At 67.3% G+C, this 23849-nt stretch carries 19 protein-coding genes; 8 read left to right on the top strand and 11 right to left on the bottom strand.

Going from position 1 to position 23849, the window contains the following annotated elements:
- Positions 1 to 2 precede the first annotated feature (2 nt).
- From AC3FKH_RS05010 to apbC, 6 genes are all read right to left on the bottom strand, one after another.
- Positions 3 to 218, bottom strand: coding sequence for a formate dehydrogenase (locus AC3FKH_RS05010; protein ID WP_488673438.1), 216 nt, complete (start codon positions 216 to 218; stop codon positions 3 to 5).
- 134 nt (positions 219 to 352) lie between these two features.
- Positions 353 to 982 (bottom strand): TorD/DmsD family molecular chaperone, encoded by a 630-nt coding sequence (locus tag AC3FKH_RS05005; protein WP_488673437.1) that lies wholly within the window; start codon positions 980 to 982, stop codon positions 353 to 355.
- A gap of 31 nt (positions 983 to 1013) precedes the next feature.
- Positions 1014 to 3185, bottom strand: coding sequence for a 4Fe-4S dicluster domain-containing protein (locus tag AC3FKH_RS05000; protein ID WP_488673436.1), 2172 nt, complete (start codon positions 3183 to 3185; stop codon positions 1014 to 1016).
- A gap of 97 nt (positions 3186 to 3282) precedes the next feature.
- Entirely contained in the window at positions 3283 to 3846 is a 564-nt protein-coding gene (locus tag AC3FKH_RS04995; RefSeq protein ID WP_488673434.1) for a DUF3306 domain-containing protein, read from the bottom strand.
- A gap of 12 nt (positions 3847 to 3858) precedes the next feature.
- Entirely contained in the window at positions 3859 to 4371 is a 513-nt protein-coding gene (locus tag AC3FKH_RS04990) for a DUF3305 domain-containing protein (protein WP_488673432.1), read from the bottom strand.
- A gap of 10 nt (positions 4372 to 4381) precedes the next feature.
- Entirely contained in the window at positions 4382 to 5470 is a 1089-nt protein-coding gene (gene apbC / locus AC3FKH_RS04985; RefSeq protein ID WP_488673430.1) for an iron-sulfur cluster carrier protein ApbC, read from the bottom strand.
- Positions 5471 to 5791: 321 nt separating this feature from the next.
- On the opposite strand from apbC, the gene AC3FKH_RS04980 reads away from it, so the two are divergent.
- Together AC3FKH_RS04980 and metG are read left to right on the top strand one after the other, a co-directional pair.
- Positions 5792 to 6430, top strand: a complete 639-nt coding sequence (locus AC3FKH_RS04980; protein WP_488673428.1) for a YiaD family glycine zipper/OmpA-like lipoprotein — start codon at positions 5792 to 5794, stop codon at positions 6428 to 6430.
- A 311-nt stretch (positions 6431 to 6741) separates the two neighbouring features.
- Positions 6742 to 8805 (top strand): methionine--tRNA ligase, encoded by a 2064-nt coding sequence (gene metG / locus AC3FKH_RS04975; RefSeq protein ID WP_488673426.1) that lies wholly within the window; start codon positions 6742 to 6744, stop codon positions 8803 to 8805.
- Positions 8806 to 9319: 514 nt separating this feature from the next.
- Here the strand turns inward: metG and bamE are convergent.
- The 3 genes from bamE to AC3FKH_RS04960 are packed head-to-tail and all read right to left on the bottom strand — an operon-like array spanning position 9320 to position 15850.
- Complete coding sequence (gene bamE, locus AC3FKH_RS04970) at positions 9320 to 9868, bottom strand: outer membrane protein assembly factor BamE domain-containing protein (protein WP_488673424.1); 549 nt, start codon at positions 9866 to 9868, stop codon at positions 9320 to 9322.
- Positions 9869 to 9911: 43 nt separating this feature from the next.
- Positions 9912 to 14021 carry a translocation/assembly module TamB domain-containing protein gene (locus tag AC3FKH_RS04965; protein WP_488673423.1) on the bottom strand — a complete coding sequence of 1370 codons (4110 nt, stop codon included), beginning with the start codon at positions 14019 to 14021 and terminating at the stop codon, positions 9912 to 9914.
- Positions 14021 to 15850, bottom strand: a complete 1830-nt coding sequence (locus AC3FKH_RS04960; protein ID WP_488673421.1) for an autotransporter assembly complex protein TamA — start codon at positions 15848 to 15850, stop codon at positions 14021 to 14023. Before AC3FKH_RS04960 ends, AC3FKH_RS04965 begins: the two co-directional genes overlap by 1 nt.
- Positions 15851 to 16073: 223 nt before the next feature.
- Between AC3FKH_RS04960 and AC3FKH_RS04955 the strand changes: the two genes are divergently transcribed.
- From AC3FKH_RS04955 to panC, 3 genes are all read left to right on the top strand, one after another.
- Positions 16074 to 16265 carry a DUF3460 family protein gene (locus AC3FKH_RS04955; protein ID WP_488673419.1) on the top strand — a complete coding sequence of 64 codons (192 nt, stop codon included), beginning with the start codon at positions 16074 to 16076 and terminating at the stop codon, positions 16263 to 16265.
- Between the two features lie 34 nt (positions 16266 to 16299).
- Positions 16300 to 17184 carry a segregation and condensation protein A gene (locus AC3FKH_RS04950; protein WP_488673417.1) on the top strand — a complete coding sequence of 295 codons (885 nt, stop codon included), beginning with the start codon at positions 16300 to 16302 and terminating at the stop codon, positions 17182 to 17184.
- A 149-nt stretch (positions 17185 to 17333) separates the two neighbouring features.
- Positions 17334 to 18182, top strand: a complete 849-nt coding sequence (panC, locus tag AC3FKH_RS04945) for a pantoate--beta-alanine ligase (protein ID WP_483709038.1) — start codon at positions 17334 to 17336, stop codon at positions 18180 to 18182.
- A 66-nt stretch (positions 18183 to 18248) separates the two neighbouring features.
- On the opposite strand, the gene AC3FKH_RS04940 is transcribed toward panC, so the two are convergent.
- Together AC3FKH_RS04940 and AC3FKH_RS04935 are read right to left on the bottom strand one after the other, a co-directional pair.
- Positions 18249 to 19457, bottom strand: a complete 1209-nt coding sequence (locus AC3FKH_RS04940; RefSeq protein WP_488673415.1) for a PepSY-associated TM helix domain-containing protein — start codon at positions 19455 to 19457, stop codon at positions 18249 to 18251.
- A gap of 133 nt (positions 19458 to 19590) precedes the next feature.
- Complete coding sequence (locus tag AC3FKH_RS04935; protein WP_488673845.1) at positions 19591 to 21051, bottom strand: cobyric acid synthase; 1461 nt, start codon at positions 21049 to 21051, stop codon at positions 19591 to 19593.
- Positions 21052 to 21173: 122 nt separating this feature from the next.
- Between AC3FKH_RS04935 and cobU the strand changes: the two genes are divergently transcribed.
- From cobU to cobD, 3 genes are read left to right on the top strand one after another with little or no spacing between them, the layout of a single operon-like run.
- Complete coding sequence (gene cobU / locus AC3FKH_RS04930; protein WP_488673413.1) at positions 21174 to 21833, top strand: bifunctional adenosylcobinamide kinase/adenosylcobinamide-phosphate guanylyltransferase; 660 nt, start codon at positions 21174 to 21176, stop codon at positions 21831 to 21833.
- A complete protein-coding gene (gene cbiB, locus AC3FKH_RS04925) occupies positions 21830 to 22810 on the top strand; it encodes an adenosylcobinamide-phosphate synthase CbiB (RefSeq protein ID WP_488673411.1) in 981 nt (326 codons plus the stop codon). The genes cobU and cbiB overlap by 4 nt, the downstream gene beginning before the upstream one ends.
- Positions 22807 to 23829, top strand: a complete 1023-nt coding sequence (gene cobD, locus AC3FKH_RS04920; RefSeq protein ID WP_488673409.1) for a threonine-phosphate decarboxylase CobD — start codon at positions 22807 to 22809, stop codon at positions 23827 to 23829. The genes cbiB and cobD overlap by 4 nt, the downstream gene beginning before the upstream one ends.
- Positions 23830 to 23849: the final 20 nt, after the last annotated feature.

The raw sequence follows: 23849 nt of genomic DNA, 5'->3' as shown, positions 1-23849 counted from the left end.
GCTCACACCAGCGTGGTGCGGTAGTACTTGCGAATGTGCTCGGACACCCGGTAGCCCGCTTGGTCCGACGGCACGTCGGTGGGCTCCGGGATGGCCGCGCTCTGGACCGGCACGGCCGGACCCCGCGCGGTCAGCGACGCTGCGCCGGCGGCGGCAGCGACAACTCCAGCGCCCGCAAGAAAACTGCGGCGCGCGACCCTGGGTTGCGTCTCTTTCATGTGAGGCACTCCTCGGTTCGGCACGGGCATGCCGATGATTCAGCCGTTATGCGTTGTTATGCATATTCTAGGTGCAACATCGCTGAAAAACCATGGAGTTACCGGGTTAATCCCTATTACCGAAGACAATGCGATCAATGCATTTCGAGCGCCATGGCCTCGACATCTGCGAAGGCCTGCATCAATCCGGCAACGCTGCGATAGAAGCGCGCTTTCGGATGGCCGCTTAGTGCATCGCACAATTTCCCGATCCACGGCTGCAGGTGCTGCGCGTAGAAGCGCTGTTGTTCGCCGAGGTTGGACACGGCGACATCATCGCCCGCCACGAGGAAGCGCATCACCTCGCACAGCGCGGCGACGTGGTCCTCGGTTTCGCTGACATTGTCGTGCCGGACCAGCCCATAGCGGGCCAGGTCGTCACGCAGGACCACCAGCGGGCGCTCGTTCAGGAAGCCGGTGAGGTAAAAGGAGCCGTACAGGAAGACCTCCTGGCGCCCCACGCCGAGGAACAGTTCACGGTACTCGTCGGCGGCCTCGGCCTCGCTGGTGCTCGATGCCGCATCGCACAACGCATTCCACGCCCGGCCGAGTATCGTGCCCGAACTCTCGTCCGGCGCGCGGTTGGCGGCAATGTGATGGAGCAGCGCCGCGTCCGGCGCGCGATAGAACAGCGTAGCCAGCAGGCCATACAAATCGGCGCGGGCAATGTCCTCGGTATCGTCTTCGGGCGCGGCGGTCAGCTGGATCGGCTGGAAATCTGTCATGTCGTGATGTTTTTTGTCTGGGCGGAAACGCTTACCGGAGCGTGGCGCCGCTGATCGCCCCCGGGTCGCGCTCCATCATGTCGACTACCCGGCAATCGGGGCACATCTTGAGGCGCTCGGCGGCCGCGCCGGCAAAGGCCGGGTGTCCGGCCAGGCGCACCAGCATCGACTCCACCATCTGCGCGGTGCCGAACGGCTTGGCGCAGCGCACGCAATGGAACGGCTGCGATTCATTGAGCGTCACGGCGCGCCGCGCGGCATCGCCGGTCAGCAGGCGCGGCACGAGCGTGATCGCGTCCTCCGGGCAGGTCTTCTCGCACAGGCCGCACTGCACGCAGTTGCGCTCCAGGAAGCCAAGCACCGGGCGCTCCGGGTTGTCGCGCAGGGCCTGGGTCGGGCACGCGCCGACGCAGGCCATGCAAAGCGTGCAAGCCGCCGTGTCGACCGCCACCGCCCCGAACGGTGCTGCTGAAGGTAGCGGCACGATGTCCGCCGGAGCCGGCGCGTGCCGCACGAGGTGGTCGAGCGCGAACTCGAGCATCTCGCGCTTGGCGGCCACGGGACCGAATGGCGCGGGCGGCAACGCTTGCAGCGCGGGGCGCAGCGCGGCGAGCCCCTGGTCCAGCGACGCCGCATCGTTCGCCTCGACCAGCGACACGGCCTCGCCGTCGTAGCCGAGCCCGGCCAGCAGCGACCGCGCGACATCGATCTGCCCGATCAAAGCGGTGCGGTACTGCGGCGCCTCGTCGCCGGTCAGCAGCACCGCCACGCGCGCCGCGCCCCAGCACAGCGCCGCGAGCCAGAGTTCCAGCCCTGCCGAAGCCGGATGAAACACCTGCACCGGCATCACATTCGGCGGCACGCCTTGCGCCCGCCCGGCGCGCGCGGCACGCCCCAGCGCCAGGATGGCCGGCGTGCCGGTCGCTTCCCCGTGCAGCAACACCACGGCATCGCGCCCGCGCGCCGCCCGGTAGGCCGACAGCAGCGTGCGCAAGCGCGTGCCCAGCATCTCCGGCCCCGGGTACGCATAGCTGATCGCGCCGCTCGGGCAGACCGTGGTACATGCGCCGCAGCCCATGCAGAGATTGGGCGTGACTTCGATACGGCCCTTGCCGTCATGCCATTGCGAGCGGATGGCCTGCGTCGAGCAGATGTCGATGCACGCGGTGCAGCCGGTGGTCTGGTTGCGGCCGTGGGCGCAGAGGCTCTCCTTGTAGCGGAAGAACTTGGGCTTCTCGAATTCGCCGACCAGTTGCGTCAGCGCCAGCGCCTGTTGCTGCTGGCGCAGCGCATCCGCGCCGGCATGCAGGTAGCCTTGCGGCGGCTCGTGCATCGTGAAGGCCGGCGCATCGTTGAGATCGAAGACGAGGTCGAAGCGGCCCTCGCTGATCGCCGGCGGCCGGTCGAAGTCGATCGCGGCCGCCGCGCCGCATGCCCGCACGCAATCGCGGTGCGCGCGGCAACGGTCCAGGTCGATCTGGTAGCTGAAGTCGATCGCCTGTTCGGGGCAGGCTTCGATGCAGGCATTGCACCGCGTGCAGAGATCGAGATCGATGGGATTCGCGCGCCCCGCACCGGTCTCCCAGGTGGCCGCAAAGGCGCCGAGCCAGCCGGCCAGGGTCTTCAGCGTGCCACTGTGGACGGGGTAGGCGCGATCCGCGGGCGCGATACCGGGCTCCACGCGGCTGTGGGGTGTTGCACCGGACGGCAGCAGCACGGTGACTTCGAGCGCCATGGCCGCGAGACGCCCGGCCCACGGCAAGGCGCGGTCGGCGGGACCCATCACGAGCACGGCGCCTTCGGAGCGGTAGTCCACCACCGGCACGGGATCCGGCTCGGGCAAGGCGGCCACGGCCAGCAAGGCGGCGATCTTCGCGTTGGCGGTTTTCGGGTCGCGCCTGGCGCCCTGGGACCAGCCGCCAGTCTCGCGGATATTCACGAAGCGCACGGGCGCGGCCACCATGGCACGGCCATCGGTGCCGCGCGCGGACTGGGCCGCGACTTCGGCGAACAGGTGCCGCTCCTGCGTGCAGGCGACGATCACATCATCGGTGCCGTCGAGCGCGGCGGTGAAAGCGCCGATCTCCCTGCGGCACAGCAGCCGGTGAACCTTCAGCGGCTCACCGTTGGCACCGTTGGCCTGGGACAGCGCCGCTCCGTCAAGCGGCATGGTGTCATTGCAATTGCAGATCAGCGTCGGCATGGCGAATGCGGCTGACCGGCCCGGGCACCCTTTCTTGCGAGGGTCTGCAGGCCGGGAATTGTGGGAGACCTATTGTAGGCCGGGCGTATGCGGGCAGCTACGCGTGTTTGTCCGGGTCTGGTGCTTTGGACTCGACCGATGGCGTGGGAACATCGGCATGGTTCGGTTCCTTTTCCGGCAAGGCCGCGACGGACGCTGCTGCGGATTCCGGCAACGCCGCGAACCCTGCCGCTTGCGGGGCTTCCGCGGCTTCCTCGTCATCGAACAATCCCAGCGTCCTGGACTGGGTCAGGCGCCGCAGCACATCGGGCGGAATCGGGTCAGGCTTGCCGTAGTCGTCGATATAGGTGTCGAGGCCATCCATCACATTGAAGTGCGGATCGGCAAACAAGGTCTTGAGCGCGGCACGCTTGACGCCCTCGTCCACGCCGCGCGCGACAAAGCGAGCAATGTTGTCGCCGGGTCGCAGCAGCGCCACATCCGCCATGGTGGGGAGATCCACTGGCGCTTCGGTGGGCGTTGCAGGGGCCTGAGCTTCGGCAGCGGGCAGCGGCTCGGGCTGAACCGGTTCGGCGACCGGCGGCTCGTCCGGCACGGAAGCGCCCTCCCGCGCCGCGGCCTTGCGGCGCGACCAGCGTGACAGGAAGGACGATTCGCTCATGGCCGGCAGCGGTCAGTAACGCGCGCGATCCTCCGGCGCCTTGAACGACTCGGGCCGGCGACGCTGCTTCGGTTCGGGACGGTAGTTCTGGTCGACGTAAGCCTGCAGCCATTCGCGCTGGTCGGGGGCAAGCGGCACGTTCTCCACGGTTTCGCCGGCATCGAGCCAGCGCCCCGCTTCGTTGTAGGACAGTGACACGGTGACGGGCACGGGCCGTGCCTCGTCTGCGGGAACCTCTTCCTGCATGCGCCAGTGCACGAACCAGCAGGGCTGCGTCGAGGTCAGGTTGAGATAATAGCCTTCGCCCTGGTCATGGAACAGCGCGACCTCGAAACCGGGATAGAGCCAGCGCGCGCCGTGCTGGTCCTGTTCCAGGCACATGGGCACGGCGCCGAACTCGCCCAGGTCGGGCCAGACCGCTTCCAGCTCCCATTTCCAGGACTGCCAGCGACTTGCCAGCGCCACCCTTCGCATGACTACCGCCATGGTGACGGCGGGGCGGGCTTGCGGCGCGGGCATGTCCATGGTGTTGGCCTCAGGTGTTCTGCACGACGATGCTGGGAAACTTGCTGGTCATGTCGCGCGCCTTGTCGGCCACCTTGATGGCCACCTTGCGCGCGATGCCGCGATACAGCTCCGCCACCGGGCTGTCGGGATCGGCCACCACCGTGGGGCGGCCCGAATCGGCCTGCTCGCGGATCGACAGGTTCAGCGGCAGGCTGCCAAGCAGGTCCACGCCGTAGTCGGCACACATCTTCTCGCCGCCACCCTGGCCAAAGATATGTTCGACATGGCCGCAGTTCGGGCAGCAGTACACCGCCATGTTCTCGACGATGCCCAGGATCGGAATGCCCACCTTCTCGAACATCTTGAGGCCCTTCTTGGCGTCCAGCAGCGCGATGTCCTGCGGCGTGGTCACGATCACCGCGCCGGTAACGGGCACCTTCTGCGACAGCGTGAGCTGGATGTCGCCAGTGCCGGGGGGCATGTCGACGATCAGGTAATCCAGGTCATGCCAGTTGGTCTGGCGCAGCAGCTGTTCCAGCGCCGACGTGACCATCGGGCCGCGCCATACCATCGGGTTGTCCTGTTCGATCAGGAAGCCGATCGAGTTGGCCTGCAGGCCGTGGCCTTCGAGCGGCTCCATGGTCTGGCCGTCGGAGGACTCCGGGCGGCCGTCGATGCCAAGCATCATCGGCAGGCTGGGACCGTAGATGTCGGCATCTAGCATGCCTACGCGCGCGCCTTCGGCGGACAGGGCCAGCGCCAGGTTGACCGCCGTGGTCGATTTGCCGACACCGCCCTTGCCCGAGGCCACGGCGATCACGTTCTTCACGCCGGTCAGCAGCTTGACGCCGCGCTGCACCGCATGCGCGACGATCTTCATGCTGACGCTGACGCTCACATTGCTGACGCCGGGGAGCTGCCGCACGGCAGCCACCACCAGCTTGCGGATCGGCTCGACCTGGCTCTTGCCCGGGTAGCCCAGTTCCACCTCCAGCGACACGTCGCCGCCGTCGACGCGGATATTCCTGGCCGAGCGGGTGGACACCAGGTCCTTGCCCGTGTTGGGGTCGATGACCGTACGCAGGACTTCCGTGACCTGTTCAGTGCTGAGGCTCAAGACAAACTCCGCTGTGATGGTGAGGGGTGGGGACGAACTAATGTATCAAAGTATGCAGCAGCGGCCATCAGGACCGCGAATCGGCGCCCAAGCCCTTTCGGGCTTTGTGGGATTACAGACATTTACAAATCTCACAAGCTTGCACTTGTGCGCGCGCCGCCATATCCATATTGTAGTGCCGCAGTGTTTGCACGAGGCCCCGCCCTGCGCGTCCGGATCGGCGCGGGGGCACGGTGGGTGCGCCGGGCGTTACTATCAGCGTTACCATCCTCGTTGCAGCAATCCAAAATACTTCTACGGGAACATTCAGAAGGAGAAAGCATGAAATTCAAGTTCGCCACCATCTCGCTCGCCGCGGTCACGGTTCTGGCCGCCGGCTGCGCCACCGAACAACAGACCCACACGGCCGTCGGGACCGGCGTGGGCGCTGCGGTAGGCGCTGGCCTGGGCAACCTGATTGGCGGCAATACCACTGGCACGCTGGTCGGCGCGGCAGTGGGCGGCGCGCTCGGCGGTACTGCCGGCTACAACTGGAACGCCATCCGCGGCAAGCTGAACAAGGACACGGCCGGCACCGGGACGCAGATCACCGAACAGCCGGACGGCTCGCTCAAGGTCAATATCCCGAGCCAGGTCACGTTCGATACCGACAGCGCCACCATCAAGCCGTCGTTCCGCTCGGTGCTGGACCAGGTGGCCCAGACGCTGGGGCAGCACCAGGACGTCAGCGCCAACGTCGTCGGCCATACCGACAGCACCGGCAACGCGCAATACAACATGCAACTGTCCCAGCGCCGCGCCCAGAGCGTGGCGGGCTACCTGGGTGACCGCGGGGTCGCCCGCACCCGTCTCTCGGCCGAGGGCCGGGGCCAGACCCAGCCCGTGGCGGACAACGCCACCGAGGCCGGACGGGCACAAAATCGCCGCGTTGAAATTTTTTTGAAACCAATTCAGGGATGACCCAGTCATAGAAACAGGTACCGCTTGCCACCGTTGCTGGCTCGCGATGGGTGGCTGACCTCCCGGGCGGTACCTGATTTCTCCTCCTTTTCCGTTGTGGAAAGCTGCGCCGGCGCTGACCGGCGCTTTTTTTTGGCCGCGATACATCCAGTGCACCATGCATCACCCCTCCACCGCCGCCGGTTTCACCATGCGCAATACCGGTCGCGCCGTGCGGTGCTTGCTAGAATAGCCCTTTCGCAGCCGGCGCCCGGCCTCGCCGCGGCTGCCGTCGCAGATCGCTTCCCCGTCATCCCCACCGGCTCTTTTCCATGACCGCACGTCGTATCCTCGTTACATCTGCCCTGCCATATGCCAACGGCCAGATCCATATCGGCCACCTGGTGGAGTACATCCAGACTGACATCTGGGTGCGCTTCCAGCGCATGATGGGCAACGAGGTCTACTACGTCGGCGCCGACGACACGCACGGCACGCCTGTCATGTTGCGGGCCGAAAAGGAAGGCATTACGCCGAAGCAGCTGATCGACCGCGTCTGGACCGAGCACAAGCGCGACTTCGACAGCTTCCTGGTGTCGTTCGACAACTACTACAGCACCGACGCGGAAGAAAACCGCGCTCTGTGCGAGAAGATCTACCTGGCGTTGAAGGCCGACGACCTGATCGCCGAGCGCGAGGTCGAGCAGTTCTTCGACCCGGTCAAGAACATGTTCCTGCCGGACCGCTTCATCAAGGGCGAGTGCCCGAAGTGCGGCGCCAAGGACCAGTACGGCGACTCCTGTGAAGTGTGCGGCACCACCTACGTGCCGACCGACCTGAAGAACCCGTACTCGGTGGTGTCCGGCGCCACGCCGGTACGCAAGTCGTCGACGCACTTCTTCTTCAAGCTGTCCGATCCGCGCTGCGAAACCTTCCTGCGCGAGTGGGTGGCCGACCTGGCGCAGCCCGAAGCCGCCAACAAGATGCAGGAATGGCTGGGCAGCGAAGGCGAAGCCTCGACCCTGTCCGACTGGGACATCTCGCGCGACGCGCCTTACTTCGGCTTCGAGATCCCCGGCGCGCCGGGCAAGTACTTCTATGTGTGGCTGGACGCGCCGATCGGCTACTACGCGAGCTTCAGGAACCTGGCCGAGAAGAAGGGCATTGACTTCGACGCCTGGGTCGGCCCGCACTCCACGGCCGAGCAATACCACTTCATCGGCAAGGACATCCTGTATTTCCACACGCTGTTCTGGCCGGCCATGCTGCGCTTCTCGGGCTACCGCACGCCGACCAACGTGTTCGCGCACGGCTTCCTGACGGTGGATGGCGCCAAGATGAGCAAGTCGCGCGGCACCTTCATCACCGCGCAGAGCTATGTCGACACGGGCATGAACCCGGAGTGGCTGCGCTACTACTTCGCCGCCAAGCTCAATGCGAGCATGGAAGACCTGGACCTGAACCTGGACGACTTCATCGCCCGGGTCAACAGCGACCTGATCGGCAAGTACGTCAACATCGCCAGCCGCGCGGCCGGTTTCCTGGTCAAGCGCTTCGAAGGCAAGGTCGACGAAGCCGCGCTGGCACATCCGCTGCTCAAGCAGCTGCGCGAAGCCGCGCCGCAGGTCGCCCAGCTGTATGAAGCGCGCGAGTACAGCAAGGCGCTGCGCCTGGTGATGGAGCTGACCGCCGCCGTCAATGCCTTCGTCGACACGGAAAAGCCGTGGGAACTGGCCAAGGACGAAGCCAAGCGTGCGGCGCTGCACGCCGCGTGCTCGGTGTCGCTGGAAGCCTTCCGCCTGTTGACGATCTACCTGAAGCCGGTGGTGCCGACCATGGCCGCCGGCGTCGAGCGCTTCCTCAACGTCGAGCCGCTCGACTGGCGCGCCATCGACAAACAACTGTCGGCCGCGAGCCCGGTGCAGCCGTACCAGCACCTGATGACCCGTGTCGATGCCAAGCAAGTCGACGCGCTGCTGGCCGCGAACCGCGAATCGCTGCAGGCCGCGGCGCCGGCCGCTTCGGCATCGGCCGCATCGATCGAGCCGGTCGCGGACACCATCACGATCGACGATTTTGCCAAGATCGATTTGCGTGTTGCGAAGATCGTTGAATGCCAGAAGGTGGAAGGCTCCAGCAAGCTGCTGCAGCTCACGCTCGACCTCGGCGAAGGCCGCACGCGCAATGTGTTCTCGGGGATCCAGTCGGCCTACTCGCCGGAACAGCTGGTGGGCAAGCTGACCGTGGTGGTCGCCAACCTGGCGCCGCGCAAGATGAAGTTCGGCGTGTCGGAAGGGATGGTGCTGGCCGCGTCGGCGGCGGATGAGAAGGCCAATCCGGGGCTTTACATCCTGGAACCGCACAGTGGGGCGGTGCCGGGAATGCGGATTGGCTGATTGGCTGATTGGCTGATTGGCTGATTGGCTGATTGGTCTCGCGGAAGGCAAAACGGTGGCGCCTTCGGGCAGCTGCCGTTTTTTTTGTTCGGGCGAGTTGCGGGCGTCGTTCTTGGCAAGCGCGGCTGTTTCGCAGGCGTAGCCTGCGAGTCACTTTTTGTCCGAGCGACAAAAAGTAACCAAAAAACGCGTTTACTTGCCCTAACGGGCGAATATTGATCGTAGCGTGCGAAGAATTTCGTACGGGTATGAACTTCAGAGACTGCCCGGCTGCCTGCCGCGTGGAGCGCGGCCGTGTGCAGGCTCTCCAACAATGATTGAACCAGCCCCGAACCTGTCCGTGGCTCGACACTGCCCGCGCTATCGCATCATCGCCTTCGGCTGCTGCGCGGCTCAGTAGTCGGTTGGTCGGGGGCATCAACGGCGCAGATGCTGGTGCTTCCGCTTCTTCTCTTCCCCCGCCAAAAAGCCACGTCCCCGCATTTCAACGAAGAACCTTTTTGCAGCAGACCAATCACCCCCCGCCCATGCGGGACGGATCGTCGCTCCGCGACGTCGTCGTGACCATGCCGTCAGGATTGAAGTGCACATTGAAGAAGGCCTTCTCCTGCGAGGATTCCCACCACCGGTAGCCCCATACCTCTTCCTTCTTCAACGCGAACTTCTCGACCTTGGTCGGCTTGCCGAGCATGCGCCGGACCTGGTCCTGGTTCATCCCGGGCCGCACGCGCGCGAAATTCTCCGCGGTCAGGACCTGCTCGATGCGTCCAACCTTGCCATCGGCATCGATTGTCACCATCCACGTGGTGGCGCCCTCCGGTCCGCGCGGATATTCGAGCCGCCGCGCACCGTTCTCTTCCTCCCACGTGGTCTCCGGCTTGCCGGCCTGGCGCAGCACGTCAGCCTCGGAGGACTGCCCCGGCGCGATACCCTTGAACAGTTCGCTGTCCGGCTTGACCGAGTTCCACGTCGCACGCGCGGTATCGCCGGCCTTCTTCATGGCTTCATCGACCTTCTGCTGGTCGCAGCCAAACAACGCAAGCAAGGAAGCGAACAGTCCCATGGCGGCAAGGCGTCGCGGCGACGCATAAGTTGGCGGGTAACGGTCAACGCTTGACCGGCTCGGCGACAGCAGCCGATGCGGCCTGTGCCGCGCCTTCGAGATCGGATTCCGTGTTGCCATCCTCCTGGCTCCTTCTGGTGCCGCTGCGATTCGAAGCCCCTGAGAACAGGACGCCCCAGTTGTCGAAGCGGCGGTTGAACAAGACCGACAGGCCGTTGATGGATCCGCCCTTGGCGATCAGCGACCAGCGCCGCGAAAACGCCCAGGTCAGCTTGACCACGTTGGACGCCGACGTCAGGCTCTGCTCGTAACCGACCGCGAGCTTGTCGGTCACGGCCTTGCCGACGCTCACCACCTGCTGGTCATTCAGGCCGGCGGTGGACGGACCGATCGAGAATTCGTCGAGCCCGAAATGCTGCACGACGCCCTTCCCCGCCTTGCCGCCAAGCATGCCGAGCGCGGCGCCACCCAGAGCCGCACCGCCGAGCTGCTTCTGCTGGCCCGCCGCGGCGCTTTCCGCACCATAGCCGAACATCAGCCATGACAGCTTGTCTTCCTCCGGCACATTGGGCTCGGACACCAGCCGCACGCGCGGCAGCCGCACCGTACCGGTCACCTCCACGCCGGCTTCGACCTCCTGGCCGCGACGCATCGCGCGGATGTACATGTTCGGATTGTCGATCGGGCCGTTGAAGTTGATGGTACCGCGTTCGATGTTCAGCTTGCGGCCGAAGGCCTCGTAGGTGCCCTCGGTCACGCGCACGGTGCCCGTGGCCTTCATCGGCGAGAGCGGCTCGCTGAGCACCGTCATCTGCCCGGCCAGCTTGAGATCGGCACCAGCGCCACGGAACCGGAAATCATTGCCGAGATCCACGGCGACCTCGATCAGCGGGCTGAACTTGCTCGCGGGCTTGGCTTCCGGCGCCGGCGTGGCTGCCGTCTTCAGCTCGCGCTGATCCTTGCGGCGCACCACCACGACGTCGTCGCCGAGCACCGGGGCGCCAGCCTTCGGCAGGTCGAACAGGCCGCGGTCGACGCGGAACTTGCCGCGAATCGCCATTTGCCGGTTCTCGTTGCCGATGGTCGCATTGCCCGACAGGATCAGCGTGCGTTCAGGGCTCGCGAACAACTGCAGCTTGTCGGCAACGATCCTGGCCGTCAGGTTCGGATCGGCCTCGCCCAGCTTGACGTTGCCGGTGGCGGTGACCTTGCCGTCGCCGCCGCGGAACTCGACCTGCTTCAACTCCACCGTGTTCTGGTCCAGCACGATGCGCACGATGCCGTCGGTCAGGCGAATGCCCAGGTCATACATCGTCAGGGCAATACTGTCGCCATCGACCGTGCCCGTGAGCACCGGCGCGCCGACGCTGCCGGAAAGCCGCAGCGCTGCCGCCAGCTTGCCTTCGAAGGCATACTGCGGCCCGCTCAGCGCTTCCAGCGACTTCAGACGAGGCACGTCGACCTGCACCGTGCCGCCCAGCGTCGACGCCGGCCCCACGCTGAGCAAGCCCTGGTCCGGCACCAGTCCTGCCGACACATCGACGGCAATCTTGCCGATGCGCTCGGCCACGGTGCCGCCGCGCAGCGTGATGCGATTGCCGGCGATGTCCGCGCGCAGCGAGGTCTCCCCCAGGCCCAGCGTGGTGAAGCCGCGCCCGGCATTGACGGACACGTCGCCGCTGCGGCGGCGGATCTCGGCAAACCCCGCGGCGGTTTCCGCGAGCGTCAGGTTCCAGCGGCCATCGAGCACAAGGTCCGAACGCAGCGGCGGCTTTTCGCCTGTCACGGTTTCGACCAGCGTCAGCACATTGCCGACCTGCACGCCATCCAGATGGCCCTGCGTGCGGATGCGGCCGTGGTCCCAGTCCAGGCTGTCGATCTGCAGCACGGCACGATCGAACAGCAGGCGTGTGGCGCCAAGCTTAAGCCGCTGGTCGGCCACCATCAGCTGTGTCGGCGCGGCCAGCTTTACGTTGACCGTGCTGCGTTCCTCCAATGTGCGAATGGTGCCTTGCCAGCCGTCCTTCGGCCCCTTCCACGCGCCCTGCCCCGACAACGCCAGCTGCAGCGGCCGCTGGTGCAGCGTGCCCGCAGCCCTGGCATCGAAAACGTGGCTGGCCTGCGTGCCGTTGAGCGTGGCGTCGAGCGTGCTCAGGCTCGCCTGCGGCCCCTTGTAGCCGCGCGCCGCGAGCTGGACCGACAGGGTACCGTCGAGGCCGCCGCGCACTTCGGCGTGCCCGCTGGCCGTCGCCACGCTGTGCGGTCCGAACGTCAGCGCCTGCGCACTGTAGTCGCCCACCATCTCGGGCCGCTTGATCGTCCCGCTCACGTCCGCATCGAGCTTGAGCTTGCCCGCCACGCCGAACTTCAGCCGCTCCAGCTGCGGCGCATCCACGGCCACATGCAGGCGGTCGCCGCGCGCGCCAAAGCTGCCGCGCAAGTCGACCTGGTTGCCCGCCATGCTGAGCGAGGCTTCGCTGGGCAGCAGCCGCTCGCCCGCCACGCGGATCTTGCCCCCACCGGTCATCGGCAGGCCGGCGTACTCGCTCTCTCGCACGGTGAAATCCACCGCGGCGCGAATTTCGTTGGCCAGCGTGCCGGTCGTGCTGAAGTCCGCGTTGATGCGGCCGCTGGCGACCTTGGCCAGCCGCGCCGGATCAAACGCCGCCAGCTTGCCCTTGAACTCGAACGCCTGCTGATCCTTCAGGCCGAGCTTGCCGTCGGCCGTGAGCGTGCCCGCGCCCAGCGTCGCGCGCAACGCCGACAGCGTCAGCGTGTTCTCGTCCATGCTGGCATCGGCAAAGAGCTTGAGTTCGCCGCCACTGAGATCCAGCGCCACGCTCTGGCGGCCCGGCTCCAGGCGCACGGCCAGCGGGCCGGACAGACTGGCTTCGTTCAGCGAGCCGTGCAGCGCGGCGGGATTGAGGCGATGCACGTCCAGGTCAAAAGCCCCACGTCCGTCCTGCAGCGAGCCGCTGCCCGTGATCTCGGCCTTGCCCGTCAGCGCGATGCGCAGATCGCGCAAGGCCTGCGCCTTCTCGTTGAGCTGCACGTGGGCCTGCACCGACTGCACCGGGAGTCTGCCGGCATCGATGCGGCCCGCTTCCAGGTTGCGCACGACGATGTCGCCGGCGACCGTGAGCGGTGCCGCCGCAGGGGCAGGCGCTGCGGAGCCCGACGCTGGCGCCGGAAGCTTCGCAGGGGCCCCGGCGGCGTCGACGGGACGCAGTTCGGCATGGACGCTCAGGTTCGCCTGCGGCGCCGACGGGCTGAACAGCCGCGGGTTGATGCGCTCGCCATCGACCAGCAGGTGCGTGAATGGCACCTTGCCGTAGGGCGTTACGTCGGCGCTGGCGCGCGCACGGATGCGCTCCCCGTTGGCCTCCAGCTCGGCGCGCAACGCGTCCAGGGAACCCTGCGCGGTGGCGCTGACCGTGAAGTCCTCCTTTTGCCAGCTAGCCTCCAGCAAGGCCTGCACGTTCAGCGCGAACGGTGCCTGGGCCGCGATCTGCGCGTTGGCGGCCAGCTTGCCATACGGTGTCTCGAGACGGTCGACACTGAGGCGGTGCCGCAGCCCGTCGGAATGCAGCGCGCCGGCCAGCCCCGAGAAAATCATTGGCTGCGCCGTGGCCGCCGGACCGGAGCGCAGCGACAGCCGCTCCATCGTCAGTACGTCGATATCAATGGCCAGTGGCAGTTCGAGTGACGTCGGCATCGTGGCCGGCGTCGTGCTCGGCGTGGAGGGGCCGAGCTGCACCTCCACCTTGCCGATGCGCAGCCACGCCACGTGCCAGCGTCGCGGCGACCACGCCATGTTCCAGCTGCTGTCGATCCGGTCGACCGTCACGTGCGTGGCACCGCTCGCGAACACCACGTCGCGCAGCCGCAAGCCCTGGAACAGCGTACCGCCTTCATAGTTGCCCGCCAGCATCCCGGCCGACAGCCGCGTGGCCAGCGTCCACAGGTGCCGCGTGCCGGCCTCGGAACGCAGCGCCAGCACGCCGGCGGCCGCCAGCAAGACCAGCAAGGCCAGCAAGCCCGCGGCGATCCACGCCAGCACGCGCCCGAAACGCCGGCGGCGTGACGGCGGCAGATCAGGCGGCGGCGCGTCGTCGCCGCGGCCCGGTACGGAAGGCATGTCAACCAGGGCCATCAGAACGCCACCCCGAGCGAGATGTGCGGACGGAATTGCTGCTTCTGGATGCCGTAGCCGATATCGAGCTGCACCGGCCCCACCGGGCTGCGCCAGCGCGCGCCGACACCGACGCCATTGAAGATCTTCACGTCGTTGAGCGCGTCGGCGGCCGTGCCGGCGTCCCAGAACACCGCCATGCCCCAGTCGGGCTTGAACCAGTACTGGTACTCGAGCCCCGTCGTGGCGAGGTACTTGGCCGGCAGCACGCTGGAACCGCTGGCCGTGCCGATCGACTGGTAGCTGTACCCGCGCACCGAATCGGTACCACCCGCGCGGAAGCGCAGCGTGGCCGGGATCTTGCTGGAATCGGCGCTGGTGAGGTTGGCGCCCAGTTCCAGCCGCGCGATGAACAGGTCGCGGTTGCCTACCGGCACGTACTGGCGGATGCGCCCGTACATGCGGAAGAAGGTCGCATCGCTGAGCAACCCCTTGGCCGCCACGCCGAGCTGGGTGCTGATCACGTTGCCGCGCCGCGGAAAGACCGGGTTGTCCACGTCGCGCCGCGTCCACGCGAAGGCCGGCACCAGCGCCTTGCTGATCTGCGCGGGCTGGCCCTGCGGCAGCAGGTTGTCGTAGTAGAAGTCCAGCGACATCGTGATGTCGTACTTCTCGCGCGAGCGCGAACGCTTCAGGCCCGCGCGCCAGCTGGTGGTGTCGGTGTTCTCCAGGTCGATGGTGCGTTCATAGCTGCCGTACAGGCTGTTGCGGAACGTGCTGCGGTCCGGCGGCATGGCGGTTTCGGCGAACAGGTACGAGCGCTTCTGTTCGATGCGGGCCTGCGAATCGAACACCCAGGCGCGGTTGAACAGGTTGTAATAGGAATAGCGGCCTTCCACCTGCGCGCCGGTATCGGTTGTGAAACCGACACCGCTGTTCAGCCGGTGCTCGGGGTACTCGCGCACCTTGACCTCCACCGGCGCGGTGATCACGCCCTCGGGCGGATTGGTCACCTGCCCGGCCGGCGGCACCAGTTCCACCTGGACGTTCGAGAAATAGGGCTGGTTCTGGATGGCACGCTGCAGTTCCAGCAAGCGCTCGACGCGATAGGGCTCGCCTTCGTTGAGCGGATTCACGTTGTAGATGATCTGCTCGGGATAGCGGCGCGTGCCGCTGACGTGCAACGGCCCAAGCAGGTACGCCGGCCCGCTGTCATAGCTTGCAGACAATGCGGCGCGCAGTTCATCCGGTTCGATGCGCGCCTGGGACTGGGCCAGCCGCGCCCCGTAGTAGTTCCGGCTCTGCAGCGTCACCAGTGCATCTTCCTTGGCCTTGTCCCAGTCTTCCTGCCGGAATGGCTTGCCGACGGGCAGGTCCCATTTCTTCTGCACCTCGGCAACCTGCTCGGGCGAACGGGTCGCCGCCGGCCCTTCCACCTTGATATCGACGTTGCGGATCAGCGTGCGCGCGCCGGGGTCGACCATCACATGCACGATGCGCTTGTCGCCCTCGCCCTCCAGGCGCGTGGTGGTGACGGGATCGAAATACCCTTCGGTGGAGGCGAACTGACGCACCTGCTCGCCCACGGTCTCCACCATATAGGCGAACTGATCCGGCGACAGGTCGGTGCGGTCCTTGTAGCGGGACAGGTCGAGGTGGTTTTCCAGGATCTCGCGCAAGGGCTTGGGCGCCTCGACCTCCACTTTGTAGGCGGCGTGCGCCGGCAGCAGCCACACGGCTACCAGCGCGGACAGGAGCAGCCGCCGCAGGGACGCGGGGATCCGCTGCCGCGCGTCCGGCCCGGTGTTCCGGTCAGGGGTGGCCGCCATGCAGGCCGATTCGGTCCTCATTCGCTGGTGTTGCTCCGACGGGCGGGAATGGCGCGTGTGCGCAGTACACGAAGTCGGTATTTGACCACACCCCCGCCCAAGGCCGTAACCATGAGGCGCCACAACGCAACGCGCCGGCAAGCCGCCAACGGCGAACGGACCGTTCCAGGGGCGGGATACTGTAAAATCCTGCCGCACCGTACCTTTCATGCCGCCTTGGCGGCGCATTACCAGAAATCCCACCATGGCCATGTACGAATCGGAAATCACCCAGTTCCTGAAGTCGCTCAAGCAGGAACGTCCCGCCCTCGAAGCCGAGCAGCGCGAAGGCCGCGCCCTGCTGTGGGACAAGGAACCGATCGACCTCGAGGAACGCGCCCGCGCCGAAGCCTCGCGCGTGACGCAAAAGCCCTACGTCTACTCGCTGGACAACTGATCCGCGCTGACGTCGCGGCTACCGCGCGCCATCCATGAACCAGAGCGATCAGGACAAGCTGAAGCCTGCCGTGGAACTGCCTGCGGGGCCGCCTGCGCAATCGGGCAGCCCGGCCGAGGTGGTCGACGGCATGGCGTTCGCGCGCCTGTACGGCGAGCCGCTGTTCAAGCTGCCGCAGGACCTCTACATCCCGCCGGACGCGCTCGAGATCTTCCTGGAAGCGTTCGAGGGTCCGCTGGACCTGCTGCTGTACCTGATCCGCAAGCAGAACTTCAACGTCCTGGACATCCCGATGTCGCAGGTCACGCGGCAGTACCTGTCGTACATCGAGCAGATCCGCAAGACCAACCTTGAGCTGGCGGCCGAGTACCTGCTGATGGCGGCCATGCTCATCGAGATCAAGTCGCGCATGCTGCTGCCGGTCAAGAAGGCCGACAGCGACGAGGATGCCGAGGATCCGCGCGCCGAGCTGGTGCGCCGGCTGCTCGAATACGAGCAGATGAAGCTGGCCGCGCAGCGCCTGGATACCGTGCCGCAGCTGGGCCGCGACTTCCTGCGCTCGCAGGTCTATATCGAGCAGAGCCTGGCGCCGCGGTTTCCGGACGTGGAAACCATCGACCTGCAATCGGCCTGGGCCGACGTGCTCAAGCGCGCCAAGCTCAACCAGCACCACAAGATCTCGCGCGAGGAATTGTCGGTGCGCGAGCACATGAGCCAGATCCTGCGCCGGCTGCAGCATGCGCGCTTCATGGAGTTCACCGAGCTGTTCGAAGATGCGATCCGCTCCGGCAAGGGCGTGCCGGTGGTGGTGGTGAACTTCATCGCCATGCTGGAACTGGCGCGCGAGTCCCTGGTGGAGATCACCCAGCCCGAGCCGTTCGCGCCAATTTATGTGCGATTGGCGTACACCCCCGCCTGACCTCCCCGTCGCGCCGCGCCCGCCGCGTGGCTACATGTTCTACAATCCGCCGACAACCCGGGAAGCGTCCGCAAAAGGTGCGCCGGGCATGTCGGGGCGCCCGCCAGAAGGCGCCAGGGTCACCCATACCACGACAGCACACCACGTTCATGAAAGTCATTTCCTCCATCCACGAGCTGCGTGACCAGTTGCGCGGGCAGAACCGGGCCGCATTTGTCCCCACCATGGGCAACCTGCACGAAGGCCACCTGTCGCTGATGCGGCTGGCGCGCCAGCACGGCGACCCGGTGGTGGCGTCCATCTTCGTCAACCGCCTGCAGTTCGGACCGAACGAGGACTTCGACAAGTACCCGCGCACGCTGCAGGACGACATCGAAAAGCTGCAAAAGGAAGGCGTGTACGTGCTGTTCGCGCCGACCGAGCGCGATATGTACCCGGAGCCGCAGGAGTACCGCATCGATCCGCCGCACGACCTCGGCGACATCCTGGAAGGCGAGTTCCGCCCGGGCTTCTTCAAGGGCGTCTGCACCGTGGTGATGAAGCTGTTCACCTGCGCGCAGCCGCGCGTGGCGGTGTTCGGCAAGAAGGATTACCAGCAGCTGATGATCGTGCGCCGCATGGTCCAGCAGTTCGCGCTGCCGATCGAGATCGTGCCGGCGGAAACCGTGCGCGCCGAGGACGGCCTGGCGCTGTCGTCGCGCAACCGCTACCTGACCGAAGCCGAGCGCGCCGAGGCGCCGATGCTTTACCGCACCCTGCATGACGTGCGCGACACCGTGCTGGGCAGCGACCGCGCGGCCACCGCGCTGGCGACCGTCGAGGCCAACGCGTGCGACACCCTGGCGCAGCGCGGCTGGAAGCCCGACTACGTGGCCATCCGCAAGCGCAGCAACCTGCAGGCGCCGACGCCCGAGGAATTCGCCGCCGGCGAGCCGCTGGTGGTGCTGACGGCGGCCAAGCTCGGCGCTACGCGGCTGATCGACAATCTGGAAATCTGAGCCCGGCGGCGACGCGCCGCCCCACCAGACAAAAAGAGCAAGCCCCCGGGGCTTGCTCTTTGCATTTCAGGCGCCGGCCTTGCCCGTGCCGCGCATGCTCGCCCGCTGGCCGGCCTTGATCATGTGGCGCTGATGCCCGCGCCGCCGCTTCCACCAGATCAGCACGCCCGTGATGGCGAACGTCAGTGGCGCCAGGCCGAAGACGGTAATGAAGATGCGGCCCGGTATGCCGAAGGCCTCACCGGTATGCAGCGGGAACAGCCAGTTCAGGAAGGTGTCGCCGGCCGGCGCATCGGCGGGGTCGCGCACGCCGAGCCGCCGGCCCGTATAGGCATCGAGCCACAGGCGCGTGGCGCCGCTGTCCTGGCGCACCTCTCCGGGCTGGCGCAGCCGGACTTCGTAGGCATCGCCGGTCTTGCGCGGAAAGCTGATGCGCGTGACGGCGGCATGCGGGTATTCCGCCTGGGCCGCTGCCATCATCCGGGCTGCATCCAGCGGCCGCGCGCCGGGCTCGGCCGGCGCCGACACGTGCCTGGCCGGCGGCGTCACCGTCATCACGCTGGACACGATCGGCGTGACCCATTTCGGCAGGTTCAGATACCAGCCCGAGAAGGCGATGACCGCCAGCACCGGTGCCGCAAAAATGCCGCCCGCACGATGCAGCGAATAGTTGAAGCGCGACCACGAGCCACCATGGGTGATCCGGAACGCCTGCAGCACCGAACGCGGCCGCAGCTTCGGCCACCAGGCCACGATGCCAAGCAGCACGGTGATCAGCAGCATCATGCCGCCCACGCCCGTGATGGTCTTGCCGGTGTCGCCGCTGAGCAGGTAGCGATGCAGGTGGAACAGCGTGGGCAGCAGCTGCTGGCGCGTCAGGCCGGGCTCGCCCCACACGCGCTCGCCCTTCACCTGCAGCGTGACCGGATCGATCATGACCTGGCGCGAACGCCCCGGCACCGCGCCATCGGGCCCCTTGACCGGATACCAGGCAACAAAGACGCCATGTTCCTCGACCGGCAGCATCAGCAGGTTGGGCCTGCCGTAGCCGGGGACGGACAGCCGCTCGGTGACGGCCTGGACCGTATCGGGCGACACCGGCATCGGCACTGGCGCGGATGCCACGAGCAGGTCAGGGTTCAGCCACGCATCCAGCTCGTCGCGCCACGCGATGGTGGTGCCCGTGAGCCCCATGAGGACAAACAACAGGCCGAACACCAGCCCGATATACAGGTGCAGCTTGACGATGACGACGCGGAGGCGGCCAGTGACCATGGGGCGACAGAAGGGAATGCGAAAGCTGGCGGAAATGGCGTAGGGTGCCTGCCCCGGCCCAGCGATGCAAATGGGAAAGATTCGCAATTGTATCAGCAGCCCGCCGCGGCCTGGCTACCCCGCCGAACAACCGCTAGCGGCGCAGCGGCGCGAACATGGCGCGCAGGTCGAGGTGGCTCTCGACGCTGTCGGCCAGCCGCTCGATCGACGCTTCGCGCAAGGCCGCCAGGTCGACGCCCTGCGCGCCGTCCAGCCCGGCCCAGCGCAGCAGCGCCTGGCAAGCCGCCGGCTCGTCGAACAGGCCGTGCACGTAGGTCGCCAGCACCTGGCCATCCTCGGAACAGGCGCCATCGGGGCGCGCCTTGCCGTCGCCCTCGTCGAGCCACAGTGCCGGGTGATCGAGCCCGGCGCCGGTACTCACGCCCATATGGATCTCATAGCCGCTGACTGCCGCCTGCGCGCCTGACAGCCGGCCGCCGACATGGCGCAGCTGCTTGTGCGGCGCGAGCGTCGTCTCGTAGTCGAGCCAGCCAAAGCCCGCGCTGCTGCCGGCCGGGCCTTCATGCCCGGCGGGATCATGGATCTGCCGGCCCAGCATCTGCATGCCGCCGCAGATGCCGATCATCTTGCCGCCATAGCGCAGATGCCGCCGCAGCGCGGGCTCCCAGCCGTTGGCACGCAGGAAGTCCAGGTCGGCACGCACGCTCTTGCTGCCGGGCAGGATCACGAGATCCGCGGCCGGCACCGGCATGCCCGGTCCGATGAAGCGCAGGTCCACTTGCGGGTGGGCCCGCAGTGCGTCGAAATCGGTATGGTTCGAGATCCGCGGCAGCACCGGCACGATCACGCGCAGCAGCGTCTCGGATGCGCCCTGCTTGGCCGACTGCGTGCCGATGATGGCGTCTTCCGCATCGAGATGCAGGCCGTGCAGGTAGGGCAGCACGCCAAATACCGGCTTGCCGGTGCGCGCCTCCAGCCAGTCCAGCCCGGGCTCCAGCAGGCCGATATCGCCGCGGAAGCGGTTGATGATGAAGCCGGTGACGCGCGCGCGCTCGCTCTCCGACAGGCAGTCCAGCGTGCCCACCAGGTGCGCGAAGACACCGCCGCGGTCGATGTCGGCCACCAGCACGACCGGGCAATCGACACGCTCCGCAAACCCCATGTTGGCGATATCGCGGTCACGCAGGTTGATCTCGGCCGGGCTGCCGGCGCCCTCCACCACGACCACGTCATAGGCCTGCGTCAAGCGCGTGTGCGAAGCCAGCACGGCCTTCATCGCCTCGGGCTTGTACGCGTGATAGGCGCGCGCATCGAGGTCGAGCCGCGCCTGGCCGTGGATGATGATTTGCGCGCCGGTATCGCTGCTGGGCTTGAGCAGCACCGGATTCATGTCGGTATGCGGGGCCAGTCCCGCAGCCAGCGCCTGCAGCGCCTGGGCGCGGCCGATCTCGCCGCCGTCGGCCGTCACGGCGCTGTTCAGCGCCATGTTCTGAGGCTTGAAGGGCACCACGCGCGTGCCGGCGCGGGCCAGCACGCGGCACAGGCCCGCGACGATCGTGCTCTTGCCGGCGTCGGAAGTCGTGCCCTGGACCATCAGCGTGCCGCGCAGGGCACCCGTGTCGACGTGGTCCGTAGTTTCAGAAGCATCACTTTGCATAGCGGCCGATTATCTCACCGGTCCGTGCGACCAGCGGATGCGACCGCTACAATACCCGGATGGAAACACCGGCCACCGATACCGCGACCGCCACGGCGGCGGAGCCCCGCCGGGCCGCGAACGGCCATGGCCCGCGCCAGCTCACGCTGGTGCTCGGCGGCGCCCGCTCGGGCAAGAGCCACTACGCCGAGCAACTGGCGACCGACCACGCCACCATCAGGGGCGGCCCGGTCACCTACATTGCCACCGCGCGCCAGGACCCAGACCAGACCGACGAGGAGCTGGAGCTGCGCATCGCGCTGCACCGCGCCCGCCGCCCGGCCGACTGGCACCTGATCGAAGAGCCGGTGCGCCTGGCCGATGCGCTCTACGCGCATGCGCGCCATGACGGCTGCATCCTGGTGGACTGCGTCACGTTGTGGCTCAACAACCTGCTGTTCCCGAAGGACCGCGCGTATCCCGAGCATGGCGTGATCACCCCGCCGGACATCTTCGCCGAAGAAATCGACGCGCTGCTCAACGCCCTGCCCACGCTGCCCGGCCACGTGATCCTGGTCTCGAACGAGATCGGCTTCGGCGTGGTGCCGATGGGCGCCATCACGCGCTTCTACGTCGACGAGCTGGGCCGCCTGAACCAGAAGCTGGCCGCGGCCGCCGATTGCGTGCGGCTGCTGGTCGCCGGCATTCCCGTTCCCGTCAAGGGCGCCGACCCGGCATGATCATGTTGTCCTGGCCGGCATGCGCGGCCGCCGCGCTGGCCGGCGTGCTGCTGGACCAATGGCTGGGCGAGCCGAGACGCTGGCATCCGCTGGTCGGCTTCGGTCGTCTCGCCAATGCCGTGGAACGCCGCTTCAACCGTTCTCCGCAAACGACGCCTGCCTGGCGCCAGCGATTGGCCGGGCTTGCCGCGTGGTCGCTGATGGTGCTGGTGCCAACGGCGCTGGTCTCGCTGCTGGCCGATGTCGCAACGGGCTGGCATCCGTGGGTCGGCTGGATCGTGCACGTCGTGGCGCTCTACGCCGCGTTGGGCGCGCGCAGCCTGCATCAGCACATCGCCCCGATTGCCGCAGCGCTGGCACGCGCCGACCTTGACGCGGCGCGCGCACTGACCGCGCGCATCGTGTCGCGCGATACGGCCGATGCCGACAGCGAAGCGCTGGCACGCGCCGCGTGCGAATCGGCGCTGGAGAACGGCAACGATGCCATCTTCGGCGCGCTGTTCTGGTTCCTCGTGGGCGGTGCGCCCGCGGTGGTCGCGTTCCGGCTGGCCAACACGCTCGATGCCATGTGGGGCTACCGCACGCCGCGCCTGCGGCATTTCGGCTGGGCTGCCGCACGCCTGGATGATGCCCTCAACCTCGCGCCTGCGCGGCTGACGGCGCTGTCCTACGCCTTGCTCGGCGCCACCGCACAGGCCCTGCGCTGCTGGCGGACGCAGGCACCGGCCTGGTCCAGCCCGAACGCGGGTCCGGTGATGGCATCTGGCGCTGGCGCAGTGGGCGTGGTGCTTGGTGGTCCGGCCCGCTACCACGGCGAACTCGAATCGCGGCCGCCGCTGGGCACCGGTGCGCGGCCTGATGCCGCCCATGTGCTGGCCTGCCTGCGGCTGGTGCGGCGCACGTTGTGGCTGTGGCTTGCGCTGGCTCTCGCGAGCGCTGCGGCCCTGTACGCGTTTTCCACACCGCTGGCGATATGAGACACGCCTTGCCCCTCATCCGCCACGGCGGCGACCTGCAGGCTGCCGTGCGCCGCTATGGGCGTCCTGCCGCCGAATGGCTGGACCTGTCCACCGGCATCAATCCGACCAGCTATCCCGTTCCGCCGATTCCGGCCAACGCATGGCAGCGCCTGCCCGAGGATGACGACGGCCTCGCGGAAAACGCCGCGCACGCATTCGCCGCGCCACACGCATTGCCGGTTGCCGGTTCGCAGGCGGCGATCCGCACGCTGCCGCAACTGCTGGAACGCGGCCGCGTCGGCGTCGCCGCGCTCGGATACAGCGAGTACGCGCCCGCGTTCGCTGCCGCCGGCCATGGCGTCGTGCTGCTCGGCGAATCGGACTTCGCGCAGCCTTCGCTGGCGGATGGCCTGAACCACCTTGTCGTGGTCAACCCGAACAATCCGACCGGCCGGCTGCTGCCGCCGCAAACGCTGCTGAACTGGCACGCATCACTCGCCCGGCGAGGCGGTACCCTGATCGTCGACGAAGCCTTTATCGACTGCACGCCGGGACACTCCATCGCCGCGCACAGCGGCGCAGCGGGATTGGTGGTGCTGCGCTCGCTAGGCAAGTTCTACGGGCTGGCCGGCGTCCGCTGCGGCTTCGTGCTCGGCGAACGCGCATTGCTCGAGGCGCTCGATGAGCGCCTGGGCCATTGGACCGTGTCGGGGCCGGCGCGCGTGATCGCGCGCGCGGCGCTGGCCGACACCAGTTGGCAGGCTGCCAACCGCGACACGCTTGCCGCATCGGGCGAGCGCCTCGCGGCCTTGCTGCACCGCTGCGGCTTGCAGCCGGTGATGCAACCACTGTTCTGCTGGGTGGCCCATGAAGACGCGGCCCGCCTGCACGATGCGCTGGCCGGGCATGGCGTGTGGACCCGCCGCTTCGATGCCGCCGGAGACTGCCCCCCGGGGCTGCGACTCGGGCTGCCGCCCGACACGCCGCACGCGTGGCAGCACCTGGAAGCCGCGCTGGCTGCCGTGCTGCACAGCTGAACGCCACCACCGCGAACTCA

This window comes from Cupriavidus sp. 21MJTG02-4 (genome assembly GCF_057798975.1).
This window is presented reverse-complemented; position numbering and strand designations above follow the sequence as displayed.

Bases quoted from the DNA above. Each gene is read 5' to 3' on its own strand.
- AC3FKH_RS05010 (WP_488673438.1), bottom strand. From the start codon at position 218: ATGAAAGAGACGCAACCCAGGGTCGCGCGCCGCAGTTTTCTTGCGGGC.
- AC3FKH_RS05005 (WP_488673437.1), bottom strand. From the start codon at position 982: ATGACAGATTTCCAGCCGATCCAGCTGACCGCCGCGCCCGAAGACGAT.
- AC3FKH_RS05000 (WP_488673436.1), bottom strand. From the start codon at position 3,185: ATGCCGACGCTGATCTGCAATTGCAATGACACCATGCCGCTTGACGGA.
- AC3FKH_RS04995 (WP_488673434.1), bottom strand. From the start codon at position 3,846: ATGAGCGAATCGTCCTTCCTGTCACGCTGGTCGCGCCGCAAGGCCGCG.
- AC3FKH_RS04990 (WP_488673432.1), bottom strand. From the start codon at position 4,371: ATGGACATGCCCGCGCCGCAAGCCCGCCCCGCCGTCACCATGGCGGTA.
- AC3FKH_RS04980 (WP_488673428.1), top strand. From the start codon at position 5,792: ATGAAATTCAAGTTCGCCACCATCTCGCTCGCCGCGGTCACGGTTCTG.
- metG (WP_488673426.1), top strand. From the start codon at position 6,742: ATGACCGCACGTCGTATCCTCGTTACATCTGCCCTGCCATATGCCAAC.
- bamE (WP_488673424.1), bottom strand. From the start codon at position 9,868: ATGGGACTGTTCGCTTCCTTGCTTGCGTTGTTTGGCTGCGACCAGCAG.
- AC3FKH_RS04965 (WP_488673423.1), bottom strand. From the start codon at position 14,021: ATGGCCCTGGTTGACATGCCTTCCGTACCGGGCCGCGGCGACGACGCG.
- AC3FKH_RS04960 (WP_488673421.1), bottom strand. From the start codon at position 15,850: ATGAGGACCGAATCGGCCTGCATGGCGGCCACCCCTGACCGGAACACC.
- AC3FKH_RS04955 (WP_488673419.1), top strand. From the start codon at position 16,074: ATGGCCATGTACGAATCGGAAATCACCCAGTTCCTGAAGTCGCTCAAG.
- AC3FKH_RS04950 (WP_488673417.1), top strand. From the start codon at position 16,300: ATGAACCAGAGCGATCAGGACAAGCTGAAGCCTGCCGTGGAACTGCCT.
- panC (WP_483709038.1), top strand. From the start codon at position 17,334: ATGAAAGTCATTTCCTCCATCCACGAGCTGCGTGACCAGTTGCGCGGG.
- AC3FKH_RS04940 (WP_488673415.1), bottom strand. From the start codon at position 19,457: ATGGTCACTGGCCGCCTCCGCGTCGTCATCGTCAAGCTGCACCTGTAT.
- AC3FKH_RS04935 (WP_488673845.1), bottom strand. From the start codon at position 21,051: ATGGTCCAGGGCACGACTTCCGACGCCGGCAAGAGCACGATCGTCGCG.
- cobU (WP_488673413.1), top strand. From the start codon at position 21,174: ATGGAAACACCGGCCACCGATACCGCGACCGCCACGGCGGCGGAGCCC.
- cbiB (WP_488673411.1), top strand. From the start codon at position 21,830: ATGATCATGTTGTCCTGGCCGGCATGCGCGGCCGCCGCGCTGGCCGGC.
- cobD (WP_488673409.1), top strand. From the start codon at position 22,807: ATGAGACACGCCTTGCCCCTCATCCGCCACGGCGGCGACCTGCAGGCT.